This is a genomic window from Nocardia sp. NPDC052566 (assembly GCF_044547285.1).
GTDB lineage: Bacteria > Actinomycetota > Actinomycetes > Mycobacteriales > Mycobacteriaceae > Nocardia.
Map to the genome: position 1 here is coordinate 752,184 of NZ_JBIUAF010000002.1, position 14,946 is coordinate 767,129.

The following is a 14,946-nucleotide window of genomic DNA, read 5'->3' on the forward strand; positions in this document are numbered from 1 at the left end:
GGGATCAGTCGCCTTTCGCGATGAGCCTCGCCACTCCGTCACCGGTGAGTTGAGCGTGTGCCGCCGTGCGGCCGGTGAGCAGCATGAGGAGGGCGGCGGCGGGGCCTTCGATCGTGGGGCCGTCGCCCGCGGTCCAGTCGGTGTCGGTGGCGACGAGGCGGTAGCCGCTGAATTTCTTGCGTGCGTGGAACGGGGTGCCCATGGTCCAGACGCGCTCGATGGCCGATCGTGTTGCGGCGATGGGCATTTCACGGGTCAGGCCGAGGGGGACCGCGATGTCCTGGCCGTGGACGAGTAGATCCATCAGCCGGTCGGCGGGCGTGGTGCCGACCACGGTGACCCGTGAACCGACGCTCGCGCGCAGCTCGGCGAGCAACTGCCGGGGCGTGCGCTGGCCCGCATGGCGGATGGCGGTGTCTGCGATGAATCGGTCGAGGTTGCCGCGTGCGCGGATCAGCGCGACAACGATCGTGCCGATCTTGGGCTGGGTGGGCAGAATCAGATGTGCGACGACGTCGCGAATCCGCCAGCCCGCGCAGAGCGAGGCGCGGTCCCAGTCGCTTTCGGGCAGGGGTGCCAGCAGGTCGGCCAGGCTCGCGCGCTCGGCGGCGACGGCCTGCCAGATCTGCTCGGTGGTCATCGTGTGCTCGGACATCCGGGTAGCTCCTTGTCGCAGTGCGTGTTCCAGTACGGTAGGAATTCCACTGGGGTGGAGGTTCCAGTAATTGTGACCGAGAACACGCTTCGTGACTTGCTGAGCATCGGTGATTTGTCGCGACTGACCGGCGTGCCCGTCCGCACGCTCCGGTTCTATTGCGACGACGGGATTCTGGAATCACGGCGCAGCGGTGGCGGGCACCGGATGTTCGATCCGGTCACCGCGGTCGACCGGGTGGTGCTGCTGCGCAGGCTCCGTGCGCTCGGCCTGAGCCTGGCCGCGATCACCGAAGTGCTCACCGGCGCACGGTCGATCGGCGAGGTCGTCGCGGCCGAACGTGCCGCGCTCGATACCGAGCTGGGTGTATTGGCATGGCGGCGGGCGTCGTTGCGCGCCGTCGAGGACGCTCCGCATCCCGAGCGTGCCGCGCGCCTGGAATTGCTTGCGGCCGTACAAGACCGGCATCGTGCCCACGACGGCCTGGTCGCGTTCTGGCGGCGACTGCTCACGCCCATTCCGCCCGCGATGTTCGACGGGTTCGTCGCGATGAACATCCCGGACCTGCCCGCCGACCCCGCACCGCGGCAACTCGTCGCCTTCGCCGAACTCGTCACCCGCGCCGCCGATCCCGCGCTGTCCGTGGTGATGTCGCGCCAGCTCTGGCGTGCGAACAGGTCGGAGATCCACGACAGGCCCGGCCTGGTCACCGGCGTGGCCGAGGCCTGCATGTCCGTGGACTCCGATGGACTCATCGACACCGAACCACGACCGGGAGCCGAACTCGACCATTTCATGGCCGCCCACGCCGACGCCCGACGGGTCTGCGACACACCGCGATTCAGGCGTCAGCTGCTCGCCGCGGCAGCGGACGGCGATGAGCGCATCCACCGGTACTGGCAGCTGACCAGCGAGATCACCGAAACATCGAACGCGGGAGCCGCCCTCGATTGGCTGTATCAGGCACTGACACGGTCGGTCGCCGCCGCAGCGTGAAGCGTTGCTGCTCGAGGGCTGACGATGCCCGTGTTCCAGGACGCTGACAGCTCCGAAACGGACAGGCGCCGCCGCTGGTTCTGGGACATGCTCAGGGAAGGGCGCCTGGCGAAAACCATTGCTGCGCAGCGAGTAACGGCTGGTCTCCGTTGCCCGATGGTCCTGGTAGGTCGGGACTTCGACAACAACATACCGGGGATGATCATGTCCGATCGCAGTGTTGGGGTTTTGCCGCACGGCCGACGCGATATGCGTTGGTGGGGAATACGATTCGCCGTCGGGATGATATTGCTGGCCGGATACGTCGCCGCGGCGCCCGATGCGGCCGCGACGGAGTTGCCACCCGGCTGCAGGCAGGTCGATGCCAAGGTGGCCTGCTATTACGAATTCACGGGCGGTGAACAGACATTCGTCGTCCCCGAGGCGGTGGCCGGCGTGACGGTAACCGCGATCGGCGGCCGGGCCGCGTTCAACAACGACTTTCCCGGCGATATGGTCGTCACCCCGCTGGCCGTCGCGCCGGGTGACACCCTCTACGTCGAAGTCGGCGGCGATGGCGGCACCGGCCAGGACCGCGGCGGTTTCAACGGGGGCGGTGCCGGTGGCGTCGGCAACCTACCCGGTGTCGGTGGCGGAGGCGCCTCCGACGTGCGCACCATCGGTTCGAGCGATCCCCGCAGCCTGGCGACGCGCCTGGTCGTCGCCGGAGGCGCGGCGGGCCCGAGCGGCTTCCATCTGATCGGCCGCGGCCACTCCGGCGCCGACGCGACCACCACCGCGGGTGGCGCGGGCGCCGCTCCCGCTCCCGGCGGCCAGCCCGGCACCGACGGAACACTCGCCCTCGGCGGCGCGGGTGGCGCGGGCTACTGCGGTGGCGGCGGAGGTGGCGGCGGCTACTTCGGTGGTGGCGGTGGCGCCTCCGCACCGAACACTCTGACCTGTGGCAACGGCGGCCGAGGCGCCTCGTACGGCCCACCCGGCGCGGTGATCACCCGCCCTCGCCCGGTCGTGGTGGCCATGGTCAAGATCGAATACACCTCCTGAGCAGCGCGCGGTTTGATACCGTGTGAGACCGATTGGTCTGCATCACCCGTTTGCCTGTCGCTGGGCACTTCCGACCAGGAGTGTGGTGATCATGTCGGTTCGTCGTGTACTGATCGTCTGGGTAATGCTTGCGGCCGCCGTACTCGGTGCAGGACCCGTCGGAGCCCAACCACCCGGGCCGTCCGGCAGTTCCGGTACCGGCCCCACCGAGCCCACCCTCACTGTGCGGGTCGATCCCGATACCGCCGGTCCCGGCCAGAATGTCCGAGTCATGGTTTTCGGTTGCCCGACCGCGGAGGGTTCCGCCACCTCGGGCCAATTCCTCCCTGTCACAACCCAATTGATGCCCGCCGCCGACGGTGGCCTATACAGCGAAGCGGCCATCGGCCCCGATCCGATGCCAGGTACCTATCCGGTCGACGTCTCGTGCGGAGGCGTCAGCGGCTCGGCCAACATCACCGTCCGCTGACGCCACAGCGTCCCGGTCCGACACGACGATCGACGGCGTCCTGGTCGCCTGCACTCCAGAACAGGGTGCCCACGTAGGCATCCCGGATCCCGCCGTGCTCGACCTTGCGGACCGGCGGCCGCTATTGATCGCGGAGCACACGGACAGCGGCTCACCTGTGCTCCGTCAACGTGGGGATCGGCAAAGCTGGTACGGCGGCGAGGAGTTCACGGGTATAAGGAGCGGTGGGGTGGGTGAAGAGTTCCTCGGTGGGGCCTGATTCGACTATCTTTCCGGCGCACATGACGATGACCTCGTCGCTGAGGTGGCGGACGACGCCTAGGTCGTGGGAGATGAAGACGAGGGCTACGCCCAGTTTTTCGCGTACCTGTAGCAGAAGGTCCAAGATCTGGGCCTGGACCGAGACGTCGAGGGCGGAGACCGGTTCGTCGCAGACGATGAGGTCGGGGCCGGGGGCCAGGGCGCGTGCGATGGCGACTCGCTGCTGCTGGCCGCCGGACAATTCGAGCGGGCGGCGCGGCAGCACCGAATCGGGGAGGCCGACGGCCGCGAGCAGGCGGCGCGCCTGGGCTGTTCGTTCGCCGCGCCGGACGCCACCGGCCTCGATGGCCTCGTCGAGTACGCGGCGCACGGTGAAGCGGGGATCGAAGGAGCCCAGCGCGTCTTGGAAGATCGCCTGCACGTCGGCGCCGGGCGCGACGGATACCGAACCGGAGTCGAGGGCTTCCAAGCCGAGCAGTACCCGGGCCAATGTGGTTTTGCCGCAACCGGATTCGCCGACCACCCCGACTATCCGGCCGGGCCCGACCGACAGGTCGACCCCGTCGAGTGCGGCGGTCACGCTCGCGTCGGGCCTGCGGAAGGTGCGGCGGGCTTCGCGCACGCGCACCAGCGCACCCGTGGCGGCGCTCACCTGCCGCGCCGGAAGCTGTGTGGCAAGGTCGAATTCGGCGGCGGACAGGCGGGTGCCCCTGGTGTGTGCCGACGGCACCGCCGCGAGCAGTGTCCTGGTGTACTCGTGTCTCGGCCGGGTGAGCACCTCGGCGGTGGGGCCGTGCTCGACGATTCGCCCGTCACGCATCAATGCGACGCGATCGGCGATCTCGGCCACCGTCGCCAGATCGTGGCTGATCAGCAGCAGTCCGGTGCCCGCATCCCGTATCTCGCTCAGCAGGGCGATGATTCGCCGCTGCACCGAGGGGTCGAGCGCGGTGGTCGGCTCGTCCGCGACGAGGAACCGCGGTGCGGCGGCGAGCACGGTCGCGATCAGCGCGCGCTGCCGCAATCCGCCCGACAGTTCGTGCGGATACTGGCGCAGGCGCTGAGCGGCGTCCGGCACACCGACTCGCTCGAGCAGTTGCTCGGCGGCATCGTCGAGATCGGTCCGCGGCACCCGGCGATGCACCTGCAATGTCTCGCGCACCTCCTGGCCGATCCGGCGCAGCGGATCGAGTGATCCCAGCGCGTGCTGCGTCACGTAACCGACGGTCCCGCCGCGTATTCGGCGCCACCGCCGCTGCGACCACGCGCGCGCGTCGTGCCCATCGATGTCGAGCCGCCGCGCCCGCACCCACCCGTCGCGCTGGGTGAGCCCGAGCAGCGCCCGTGCGGCGACACTCTTGCCCGAACCCGATTCGCCCACCAGGGCAACGCATTCGCCCGCTTCGATGCGCAGGGAGATGCCGTGCACGACCTCGGTGCGGCCGAAACCCGCCGCGAGGTCGGCGATATCCAACGCCGTCATCGTGCTGCCCTTCCTTCGGTGACCGCTTGCCAGAACCGGGCAAGCACCGTGATCGACACCACCGAGGCGACCACGAACAATCCTGGGAAGACTCCCATCCACCAGGCGCGGCTGAGCAGATTGCGGCTCTCCGCCAGCATCGAACCCCATTCGGGGTTCGGCGGTAGCGCGCCGAGACCGAGGAAGCTCAGCCCGGCCCCGGCCACGATGCCGGCGCCGACACCGAGCGGAGCGAGTACCAGCAGCGGGGCCAGCGCGTTGGGCAGTATGTGGCGCACCGTGATTCGCCAGCGGCTCTGCCGCAGCGTGCGCGCCGCCTCGACATATCCGCTGCCGCGCACGACCAGCGCCTGCGCGCGCATCAGGCGCGCGTAATACGGCAGCGACGCCACGCCGATGGCGAGCGCGGAGTTGGCGACGCCAGGGCCGGAGACCGCGATCAGTACGAGCGCGAGCAGCAATCCCGGGAAGGCGAGCAGGATCTCGGTCAGGCGCATCAGCACCGCGTCGAGCAATTTCGACGGGCCAGAAGACAGCAGCCCCAGTACCGAGCCGGACACCACGCCGATCACCGTGGCCGCCATGCCGATGCCCAGCGACGTGCGTGTCGCATAGATGGTGCGGGCGTAGACATCTCGGCCGAGCCGGTCGGTGCCGAAGGGATGGGCGCCGCTCGGTGGCTGCAATGTGGACCGCCAATCGGTTGTCGTCGGGTCCGCGGTGGTCAGCAGATGTGGTGCGGCAGCGGCCAATACGAGGAACGACAGGAGTAGGGCGGCGGGCCACACCACGGGCGGCACCGAGCGCAGGCGCTCACGCATGGCCGCTCCTTCTCAGCCGTGGGTCGAGCGCCAGGTACAGCAGGTCGACCGCCAGATTGATCACCACGAAGAGCAGCGCGGCGAGCAGCACCACCGCGTTCACCACCGGAAAGTCCTTGGTGACCACCGCGTTCACCGTGATCCTGCCGATGCCGGGGCGCCCGAACAGCGTCTCGACGAGCATGGTTCCGGTGAGCAGCGTGCCGACCATCCAGCCGGTCATGGTGGCGGTGGCCAGCGAACCGTGGCGCAGGACGTGCCGGACGCGCAGTGCGGGCTCGGACAGCCCGCGTGCCCGCAATGTCGTGATGAACGGCTGTTCCAGCGTCCGGTCCAGTGTCGCGCGCAGCACCTGTCCCAGCTCGCCCGCCATCGGCACCGCGAGGCTGAGCACCGGCAGCACCAGGCTCGCCACGCCGTGATCACCGGCGGAGGGGAACAGGTGGATGCGAAAGGAGAACGCGGTCAACAGCACCAGGCCGAGCCAGAACGAAGGCACCGACACGGCAAGGAGTTCGGCGCCGGAGAACAGGGTCCTGGTGCGGCGGGCCGGTCCGGCGGTCGACAGCGCGGCGGGTACGGCGATCAGCAGCGCCAGCACCGTCGCGCCCACCGTCACCTGCACCGTCGGCCACAGCTGGTCGCCGAGTACCGAGTACACGTCTTGCCCGAGCTGATACGAGTGGCCGAGGTCGCCGGTCAGCGGCTCCAGCACGGCACGCAGATACTGCCGCCACAGCGGTTGATCCAGGCCGAGATCGGCGGCGATCCGGTCGCGCACGCCGGGGGAGGCGTTCGTCTGCGGGCCGAGCAGCGTGGCGATCGGGTCACCCGGCGTCAGCCGCAGGGCGAAGAAGGCCACCGTCTGCGCCGCGAGCAGCACGAGCATCCCGGTCCAGATCCGGTGGGTGATGATTCGAATTACGTTGCGCGTCATGCTCATTCGATCCACGTATCGTAGAAGTCGCTCCAGCCGTTGGTATCGACGCCGAATCCGCGCACCCGTGGGCCCGCCGTATAGGCGCCCGCTGACACATAGACCGGCAGCGAGTAGGCCTGGTTCAAGATCCGCTGTTGCGCCTGGCGGTAGATGCCGAGCCGTTGGGCGGCATCGGTACTGGATCGCCCCTGCGCCAGCAGCAGATCCAGTTGCGGGTCGTGCACCCCGCCCACGTTCGCGCCACCCTGGGCGGGCAGCCGGTCGGACTGGTACAGCGTCGCCAGGATGTCCGGATCCGCGCGGGCCCAGCTCACGCCGATGAGGTCGTAGTCGCCGGCGTAGACGCGAGTGAGATGGGTGCCGTAGTCGACCGGTTCGAGCCGTACCTCGACACCGACCTTCTTCAGATCCTCCTGCACCGCTTGGCTGATCAGCTCGCGCGACTCCCGCTCCGCGTTCGAGGCCCAGGGGAAGGCGATGGTGAAGCGGCGACCGTCGCGGATGCGGTAGCCCTTGGCGTCGCGGCCGAGATATCCGAGCTCGTCGAGCAGCCGATTCGCGGTGGCGAGCGCGAATCCGGAACGCGCGTCGGCGCAACCGCCCGCGCCGGGCGTCGTCGGCGACAGCGGCTCGTAGGCCCTGGCGTACTCGCCGAAATAAATGCTGTCGATCATGCCGGTGAGATCGAGCGCCGCGACCACCGCCTGGCGTGCTCGAATATCGGAGAACGGCGGTCTGGACTGGTTGAAGAACAGGGAGTAGGGCACGCCGGGGGAGTCGCGGCGCAACAGCTGATACTTCCGATCGCGGCCGAGGTCGGCCACGTCGACCGGTGGCGTCCTGGCGATGAGGTCGACGCCGCCACCGCGCAGCGCGCCGGTGCGCACCGCGTCCTCGGTGAGGTAGCGCACCTCGATCTGGTCCAGGTATGCCCGCCCGGTGTGCCGCGCGGTCGCCGGGGCCCAGTCGTAGGCCTCGTTGCGGACGAATGTGATGCCCTGCCCGCGCCTGACCTCGACTTCACGGAACGGTCCCGATCCCACCGCGAAACGGCCACCGCCGCACAGCTTGTCGGGATGCTCGGCGAGCACGGCGGGTGCGTACATGCCGAGATACGAGGTGCTCGCGGCCTGGAGGAACGGAGCGTAGGGCGCGGTGAAACGGATGCGCACGGTGTAGTCGTCGATCAGGTCCGTACCGGCATAGGGGCCGAGCAGGCTCGCCGCGTATTGCGACTTGGTGGCCGGGGCGACGATGTGGTCGAGATTCGCCTGCACCGCGGCGGCGGTGAAAGCCGTGCCGTCGAAGAACTTCACGTCGTGCCGCAGCGCGAAGGTGTACTCGCGGCCGCCGTCGGCGATCTGCCATGACGTGGCCAGCCACGGCACGAAGGATCCGTCCTGTGCGCGAGCCACCAGCGAGTCGAAGACGTTGCGCTGCAATTCGCCGACGATGTCGGCGGGGCTGACATGCGGGTCGAGACACGCGTCCTCGCTGTCGACGGCGAAGGTCAGGCGTCCGCCGGTGGCCGGTGGCCCGGCGGCGTGTGGTGTCTCGGATACCTCGGTCGAACAGGCCGAGAGCAGCAGAACGGCGACGATACCGATAATTCGCATGGCATCTCCTTTTCGTCAGCCCGGAATGGCGCACGGATACACGCTCGCTCGAAGCGGATTCGGCTGTGCGGTTTCCCTCCCTGGCAACGGTGCTCATGCTAACCGCAGCGAGCTACGTGGCACGGAAAACCGGTCCCGCTTGCGCGATCCAAATATATTGGGACCAGCCACTATTCGCAGCGTCAAGAGATCCGATCGTCGAGTTTCTAACTCGCGCAACCATGCCCGGATGACAGACTTGATCTTGATCATTACGCTCGGCCCGGTGACCGGTTACTCACGTCGCTTCCACGCCGAGCTGCGCAGGCGTTGTCGTCGGCGCCTGGCCGAGGCCGGGCTGCTCGGGGCGGGCGACAGCCTGAGCGCCTGTGCCGAATTCGCTTCGCGCAGTGGACGTCCGATCGTTTCGAGTGCGATCACGATGCCGTCCAACTCGATGCACGCGATGCTCGTACGCACCACCGATATCGATTACATCGTGTACGAACGGGATACGACGCGACTGCACCAGCAACATATCATCGCCCACGAATTGGGCCATTTGATCTGGAATCACCGCGGCATTGCCGAATTCGGGGACGGGCAAGAGATAGTCGCGGTACTGGGCCGCGGAAATTACGATCCCGTAGAGGAATTGGAAGCCGAGGTCACCGCGACGCTCCTGCTCGAGCGGCAACGCAGCGTGCTGGGCAGGCCGGTCGGGTCGGACCGGGCGCGCGCCATGGGTGAGGCGCTCGGGTTCGAGTCAGCCCGCCGGTGATTCGGCGGCGGAGCACCAGCGTGCGGCACGCACCTGGTCCGCCTTCCTGCGCCTGCGGCCGGGCATGATGCCGAGCAGGATCGTGTCCCACATTTCGTCCACACGCTGTTCGAGATCACGACGCTCGGTGAGCACCGTCGACACCAGCTGCACGCCCATGAACGCCGAGATCGTGAAACGGGCGAGGATCGGCGGTGACACGGTGTCGATGATGTCGCCCTCCATGATCGCGCGGCGGATCATCTCCTCGCAGGCCATGATGCACCCGAGATACGGCTCCTTGGGGCTGTCCACGAAGGTGAGCTCGAGCGAGAGCCGCACTCCGGCGCGGACGACGGGATCGTTCTTGGTCAGCCGCACCATCTCGTGCGCGAGCATCACGACCTGCTCGATCGCCGGTGTCTTCCCGTCGTCGAGCTTCTGGATCGCCGCGAGTTCGCGCAGCCCCTGTTCCTCCATCACGGCTTTCGCCAGTTCTTCCTTGGTGCGGAAGTGGAAATGCAGCGCCCCACGGGTCGTCCCGGCCGCGGCGACGATCATGCCGATGCTGGCGCCGGCGAAACCCTCGGTATCGAAGACCTCAGCCGCGCCGTGGACGATCTGATTCCGGGTTTCGACCGCACGTTCCTGGACCAATTCCGCTACTCCCTGGTCGATATTCGCGTCGCGATGGCGTGCCTGATGGTTCCGCAATGATACTGGTCCGTCGCATGTCAGCGGCCTGATCCGGCGAGACCAACGGACCATAGCGGGTGCGGCACAGTGCCGCGGCATCTCAGTTGTCAAGCTCAACTGGCCGCCGCCTCGGCGCGGCGACCGATCGACGACTACGGCGGCGACCACGGCGCGCCAGCGGCCGGCGAGCTATCGTATTTTCCGCACTGACAGGGGAATTCGATTGAGGCAGTGTCGATCTACGAGGGTGGGATGAATGCGCAGGTCCGAAGGGTGCGACCGGTCGGTCTGCCAGCTCCAGATGAAAATTTCTACCAGCTGGGTTAGGCTTCGGCCATGATCGAGAGCGGACCGGAACGATCGGCCTCCCTTGCGGAGCGGATTGATCTGCTGTTCAGGCTGTCTCGGCCCGCTGGTCGCTTCTGGACCAATGACGAAGTGGCCGTCGAGGTCAAACGGATCGACCCCTCGGTCCGGGCGAGCGGGGCGTATCTGTCGGCCCTGCGCAACGGCAAGCGAACCAATCCCTCGCAGAGCCTGCTCTCGGCCGTCTGCCGCTTCTTCGGTGTTCCCGATACGTATTTGACGGATCAGCAAGCGGCCGGATCGATTTCGCAACAGCTGGCGGTGCTCGACACGGCGCGGCGCACCGGCGTACACGCGATCGCGTTGCGCGCGGTCGGCCTGAACGACGAGTCGCTGGCCACGGTGGCGGCGGTACTCGACCATATTCGCGAGCTGCAGGGGCTGCCACCGGTCGACGAGCCGGTGGTCGGGGATGGCCGAGGGGTGGAGGATTCGGATGTGGGTCGACCATAGCGGGCCGCTGACCGGTATCGGGGGTCGATACCACAGGCTGCTGCGCCGGCGTTGTCGCCGCAAACTCAGTGCGTTGCGACTGGTGGCGGACGGCGATATGCGCAACGTGTGCGTCGAGCTCGCCGCGCGCCGCGGCCGCGAGATCGTGCTGAGCCCACTCACCATGCCTACCAACGCGATTCACGCCGTACTGGTTCGCACCGCGGATATCGACTACATCGTCTACGAGCGTGACACCACCTGGCTGCATCAGCAGCTGCTCATCGCCCACGAACTCAGTCACCTGATCTGTGAGCACCGTGGCGCACTCGACGGTGCGGCCGATACCGGCGCCGCGCTGCTGCCTGACCTCGATCCGGAGCAGGTGGTCGACGCACTCGGCCGCGGTGATTACGGACCCGAACAAGAACTGGAAGCGGAGACCATGGCGACGCTGCTGCTGGAGCGGCAGCGGCTCCTCTCGGATCGGCAGGCGCGGTCCTGTCGTACTCATGCGATGGGGCAGGCACTCGGGTTCGAGGCCCCGCACAGATAACGACACGGCCGGCACGGGGCGATCGAGAGGCATTTTCGATGACCAACTTGGTAGGGCTGGAGACAGCCGGTAGGAACGCCGAAGTGGGTGCCGCGCTGTTGATGTGGGCGGTCACCGTAGTCCGGCTGCCCGGAGTGATCCGCCGGCCCAAGCATCGGCAGCTGTGGTTGGCCATTGCCGCTGCGGCGGTGGCGTTTTCGTTCGACCTGTCGCTGTTCGCGGAATTCTGCACCACGCTGGCCGGTTCGTGGACCCGGCTCGTCGGTGATCTGTTCGGACTGCTCGCGGCGGCGGCGATACTCGGCTTCAGCATGACGGCGGCCGGGTTCGGCAGGCTGACCAGCGTGATGTGGACGGTCACCGCGGCGGATGCCGTCTTCCTCGCCACCATCGACGTGGCATTCCTGCCACGCCGCGCCGCGGCCGAAATCTATGACTACCGTGGGCTTTCCGCGGGTGCGCTGTATCTGGTCGCGATCGCGGGCGCACACATCGCGGCCTGCACCTCGTGCGCGATCATCTGCTGGATTCGCGGCTGGCGCGAGGCGCACGGTGCGCTGCGCGCGTCGCTGCTGATGTTCGGCACCGGCGCGACGCTGCTCTGTTTCGGCTGGGCGGCCAACGTGCTGTACTTCGCGACGCTGTACCGGCCCTTCCATCTGCTGTCGCCACTGCTCGTCGGCTTGGGCGGCGCGGGATACGCGATGGCGACACAGGTTCCGTTCGTCCAGCGTGGCTGGCGAAACCTGAAGGATATCGGGACGCTGTGGCGGCTGTGGCCGCTGTGGCGTCGGCTGGTCGCGGTCACCCCGGAAGCGACGATGGCGCCGATGACGTCGCCGTTCGGTGGCTTGATGTACTTTGTCCGAGAACCGGGTATCGGCGTGCACCGTATCCTCATCGAGCTCCGCGATTCGCTGCTGTACCTGCGGGGATACGTCTCGTCCGAGACGATCGCCATGGCCGAGTCGGTCCCTCCGGTGGCGCGATTCCCGGACGATCACGCATTGCGGACCGCCTGTTGGATCCGGGTCGCCCTGCGCGCGAAGGTGTCGGGCGAAATACCGGTCCGGCGCGAAAAACCGTCGACCCGCGGCCGGGCCGGTGATTTCGTCGACGAGGTGGCCTTCTTCTCGGATCTGCGCGACAGCCTCGACTCGTGGGAAGCCATCGACTTCGAAAACGATTGCACCGGAGCGCTACTCGCCGCAGCCGCGTGATCGGGTAGGGCCGTAGAACGGTCCCGGGGAGCCGGAGTCGCCTCCCTGCGGGCACGCATGTCCAAAATTGTAAAGATATACGAACATGGGAAACAGGATGATCGACCCTGTTGTTGAAAGTAACAGGACGAACAACCTGTTTCGATGATAGAGTGACTATCGGAAGTGATCGATGTCTCTGAAGCGTGGTTCTACGATAAAGGGGAGAAATGTCACGGTTGGCGCTGGTATATCTGCTCATCGCCATAGTCTGCGAAGTCGCGGCCACGATGGCGCTCAAAGCGACGGACGGATTCAAGAACATCGGACCGGTAGCGCTCGTCGTGGTCGGCTACGGCGGCGCCTTCTTCGCGCTGAGTTTGACGCTCCGTGATCTGTCGGTGGGTGTGGCCTACGCGCTGTGGTCCGCGATCGGAACCGTTCTTCTGACGATTCTCGCTGCCGTCATCTACAAGCAGCAACTCGGCTTGACGACACTGCTCGGCATGGCGCTGACCATCGGCGGTGTCGTCCTGATCAACCTGGGAAGTTCGAACGTTCATTAAGGGGATGAAATGCTTATCTTGAACAAAGCCCGCACCGCGATCAAACATGTCGCGCTGTCGGTACGCGGCCAGTACTCGGACGTCAGGGACGACTACCAGAAGGTGGCGGGAACCTACGACGAATACTATTCGCACAATCTGGAGGCGGCGGCCCAGCAATTCCGGCGACTGCTCCCGTGGGAGGAGCTGAAGCGGCCGAATCTGAATGTGGTCGAGCTCGCGGCGGGGACAGGAGCGATCACCAAGACGCTGTCGGAGGCGCTGTCCGCCGACAGTGTGCTGACCGCCGTCGACATCTCCGAGGCGATGCTGGCGGAGAACCGGCGCAAGACGGAATCCCACCGCGGCACGAACTTCGTGGTCGGCGACGCCGTCGAGTATCTCGTCCAGCAGCCCGCGGATTCCGTCGACGCGCTGGTGTGCGCGTGGGGTGTCTGCTACATGCCGCACCCCAAGCTGAAGAAGGAACTGACCCGTGTGCTCAAGCCGGGTGCGTTCCTCGGCATCATGGAAAACCGCAAGGGCACGCTGAAGGAACTCGAATCGATCCTGCTCGACGTGATCACCAACGATCCTCGGCTGTTGCGCAAGGCCGTGCGGCTCGAGCTGCCGAAAGACAGTGCGTATATCGCACAGCGGATCGTTCCCGACGGTGCACGGGTGGCCGAGAGCTTCGACAGTGAATCGGCGCGGACGGTTGCCGATACCGAAAGCATCCTGGCCTATGTGACCAAATCGGGTGTCGCCTCCGGATATCTCGACGCGATCGCGCCCGATCTGTACGAGGAACTTATCGAGGGTTTGCGAATCCGCATCGACGCGATCGGCCCGCGCAACGTGCCGATCGTGCACCGGTACTCGATCGTGACAGCGAACGTCTAACTCGCTCGAGCGGGGATTTAAAACAGAATAAGGCTTTATCATGACAACGACGACTACGTCGCCGCGGCGGATAGCCATGCCGAAGTCCGTATGGTCGAAGCTGACCGGACTTCGCGGTGTCTGCGCATTCTATGTTCTCATCAGTCATATTTGGTTTCAGGTGTGGCCCGCCGCCGAGCCGCCGCTCGGATATGGAACGCATCCGGACGGGGCGCTCTATTGGCTCACCAGCTGGCTCTATCACGGGCATTTCGCGGTGATCGCCTTCATCGTCGTCAGCGGTTATTCGCTGCAGACCGCGCGTATCGGACGCGGTGAGGCGTATACGACGCTCGGATTCCTCAAACGCCGGTGCCGGAGAATCCTGCCCCCGTATTACGCGGCGATGGTCGCCTCCGCGATCGTCGGCCTGACCGTCGCGGCCACAGTGACCGGGAGCCAATGGGATATCAGTATCCCGGTCACCTGGAGTTCACTGGTGTCGCACACACTACTGCTGCAGGACTTCGTCGACTTCACGAAGATCAACTACGCGCACTGGTCGATCGCCGCGGAATTCCATCTGTACCTGCTGTTTCCGTTCTTCCTCTGGATGATCGGACGCATCGGTGAGCGCTGGGGCACCCTGGCCACCGCGACGGCCGTCGTCGCGCTCGTCGCCTGCCTGATGATCAGCTCCGACGCGCCCGCCTTCTTCGTCGGCCTGATCCTGTACTTCTTCCTCGGTATCGTCACGGCGAACTACGCGGCCCGGTCCGAGTATGCGTTCGCCGCTGACACGCGAAAGCTGTTGCGGCGCACCGCCACCGGAATCCTCATGCTGGTCATGGCGGTATCGGTCGCGGTGGGTTTCGATATCGTCGAGACGATACTGCCGGTCTTCGATCTCGGTGTCGCCGCCGGCATCTGCCTGCTGATCCTCGGGTTCCTGCCGACCACCGAAACGCCAACGGAAAGTGCTACTTCCGTTGGCAGGCAGCTCGTACAGAAATGGATACCCGACGTACTGGAGCGCATGGGGCGGTTCTCCTACAGCCTCTACCTCGTGCACGCACCGATCGTCATGGTCGTGTGGATGTGCCTGGGCGGCAACGACTTGACCAAGCCGACGATGTTCGTGGCCCTGATGGCCACCGCCGTGCCGGCGGCGCTGATCGTCACCTATGTGTTCTACCGAGTTTTCGAGAAGCCGTTCACCTGAGCGGCTCGAGGTAAACGGTTCTGA

Annotated in this window: 16 protein-coding genes; 10 read left to right on the forward strand and 6 right to left on the reverse strand. The window is 66.5% G+C overall.

Annotated features, from left to right (window positions below):
• Positions 1–4 precede the first annotated feature (4 nt).
• A complete protein-coding gene (locus ACIG5A_RS10445) occupies positions 5–655 on the reverse strand; it encodes a maleylpyruvate isomerase family mycothiol-dependent enzyme (protein WP_397239882.1) in 651 nt (216 codons plus the stop codon).
• A 72-nt stretch (positions 656–727) separates the two neighbouring features.
• On the opposite strand from ACIG5A_RS10445, the gene ACIG5A_RS10450 reads away from it, so the two are divergent.
• From ACIG5A_RS10450 to ACIG5A_RS10460, 3 genes are all read left to right on the forward strand, one after another.
• On the forward strand, positions 728–1,651 hold the full coding sequence (locus ACIG5A_RS10450; RefSeq protein ID WP_397239883.1) for a MerR family transcriptional regulator: 924 nt from the start codon (positions 728–730) through the stop codon (positions 1,649–1,651).
• 282 nt (positions 1,652–1,933) lie between these two features.
• Positions 1,934–2,695 carry a glycine-rich protein gene (locus tag ACIG5A_RS10455; RefSeq protein ID WP_397239884.1) on the forward strand — a complete coding sequence of 254 codons (762 nt, stop codon included), beginning with the start codon at positions 1,934–1,936 and terminating at the stop codon, positions 2,693–2,695.
• A 91-nt stretch (positions 2,696–2,786) separates the two neighbouring features.
• Positions 2,787–3,164: a hypothetical protein gene (locus ACIG5A_RS10460; RefSeq protein ID WP_397239885.1), complete on the forward strand. Its 378-nt coding sequence runs from the start codon at positions 2,787–2,789 to the stop codon at positions 3,162–3,164.
• 151 nt (positions 3,165–3,315) lie between these two features.
• Here the strand turns inward: ACIG5A_RS10460 and ACIG5A_RS10465 are convergent, their stop codons facing one another.
• Genes ACIG5A_RS10465 through ACIG5A_RS10480 form a run of 4 tightly spaced genes read right to left on the reverse strand, consistent with a single transcriptional unit; the run spans position 3,316 to position 8,285 of the window.
• Entirely contained in the window at positions 3,316–4,908 is a 1,593-nt protein-coding gene (locus ACIG5A_RS10465; protein ID WP_397239886.1) for an ATP-binding cassette domain-containing protein, read from the reverse strand.
• Entirely contained in the window at positions 4,905–5,729 is an 825-nt protein-coding gene (locus ACIG5A_RS10470) for an ABC transporter permease (protein WP_397239887.1), read from the reverse strand. The genes ACIG5A_RS10465 and ACIG5A_RS10470 overlap by 4 nt, the downstream gene beginning before the upstream one ends.
• Positions 5,722–6,666: an ABC transporter permease gene (locus ACIG5A_RS10475; protein WP_397239888.1), complete on the reverse strand. Its 945-nt coding sequence runs from the start codon at positions 6,664–6,666 to the stop codon at positions 5,722–5,724. The genes ACIG5A_RS10470 and ACIG5A_RS10475 overlap by 8 nt, the downstream gene beginning before the upstream one ends.
• A gap of 2 nt (positions 6,667–6,668) precedes the next feature.
• On the reverse strand, positions 6,669–8,285 hold the full coding sequence (locus ACIG5A_RS10480) for an ABC transporter substrate-binding protein (RefSeq protein WP_397239889.1): 1,617 nt from the start codon (positions 8,283–8,285) through the stop codon (positions 6,669–6,671).
• A gap of 229 nt (positions 8,286–8,514) precedes the next feature.
• Here ACIG5A_RS10480 and ACIG5A_RS10485 point away from each other — a divergent pair, with 229 nt between their 5' ends.
• On the forward strand, positions 8,515–9,045 hold the full coding sequence (locus ACIG5A_RS10485) for a hypothetical protein (RefSeq protein ID WP_397239890.1): 531 nt from the start codon (positions 8,515–8,517) through the stop codon (positions 9,043–9,045).
• Here ACIG5A_RS10485 and ACIG5A_RS10490 read toward each other — a convergent pair.
• Positions 9,031–9,681, reverse strand: coding sequence for a ScbR family autoregulator-binding transcription factor (locus ACIG5A_RS10490; RefSeq protein WP_397239891.1), 651 nt, complete (start codon positions 9,679–9,681; stop codon positions 9,031–9,033). The genes ACIG5A_RS10485 and ACIG5A_RS10490 overlap by 15 nt on opposite strands.
• Positions 9,682–10,056: 375 nt before the next feature.
• Between ACIG5A_RS10490 and ACIG5A_RS10495 the strand changes: the two genes are divergently transcribed.
• From ACIG5A_RS10495 to ACIG5A_RS10520, 6 genes are all read left to right on the forward strand, one after another.
• The gene (locus tag ACIG5A_RS10495; RefSeq protein ID WP_397239892.1) at positions 10,057–10,539 is read left to right on the forward strand and encodes a helix-turn-helix domain-containing protein; all 483 of its coding nucleotides are present in this window, start codon (positions 10,057–10,059) and stop codon (positions 10,537–10,539) included.
• Between the two features lie 73 nt (positions 10,540–10,612).
• On the forward strand, positions 10,613–11,074 hold the full coding sequence (locus ACIG5A_RS10500; protein ID WP_397239893.1) for a hypothetical protein: 462 nt from the start codon (positions 10,613–10,615) through the stop codon (positions 11,072–11,074).
• Between the two features lie 38 nt (positions 11,075–11,112).
• Positions 11,113–12,294, forward strand: coding sequence for an MAB_1171c family putative transporter (locus ACIG5A_RS10505; RefSeq protein WP_397239894.1), 1,182 nt, complete (start codon positions 11,113–11,115; stop codon positions 12,292–12,294).
• A 209-nt stretch (positions 12,295–12,503) separates the two neighbouring features.
• A complete protein-coding gene (locus tag ACIG5A_RS10510; RefSeq protein ID WP_397239895.1) occupies positions 12,504–12,839 on the forward strand; it encodes a DMT family transporter in 336 nt (111 codons plus the stop codon).
• A gap of 9 nt (positions 12,840–12,848) precedes the next feature.
• Complete coding sequence (locus tag ACIG5A_RS10515) at positions 12,849–13,721, forward strand: class I SAM-dependent methyltransferase (protein WP_397239896.1); 873 nt, start codon at positions 12,849–12,851, stop codon at positions 13,719–13,721.
• A 40-nt stretch (positions 13,722–13,761) separates the two neighbouring features.
• Positions 13,762–14,922: an acyltransferase family protein gene (locus ACIG5A_RS10520; protein ID WP_397239897.1), complete on the forward strand. Its 1,161-nt coding sequence runs from the start codon at positions 13,762–13,764 to the stop codon at positions 14,920–14,922.
• Positions 14,923–14,946: the final 24 nt, after the last annotated feature.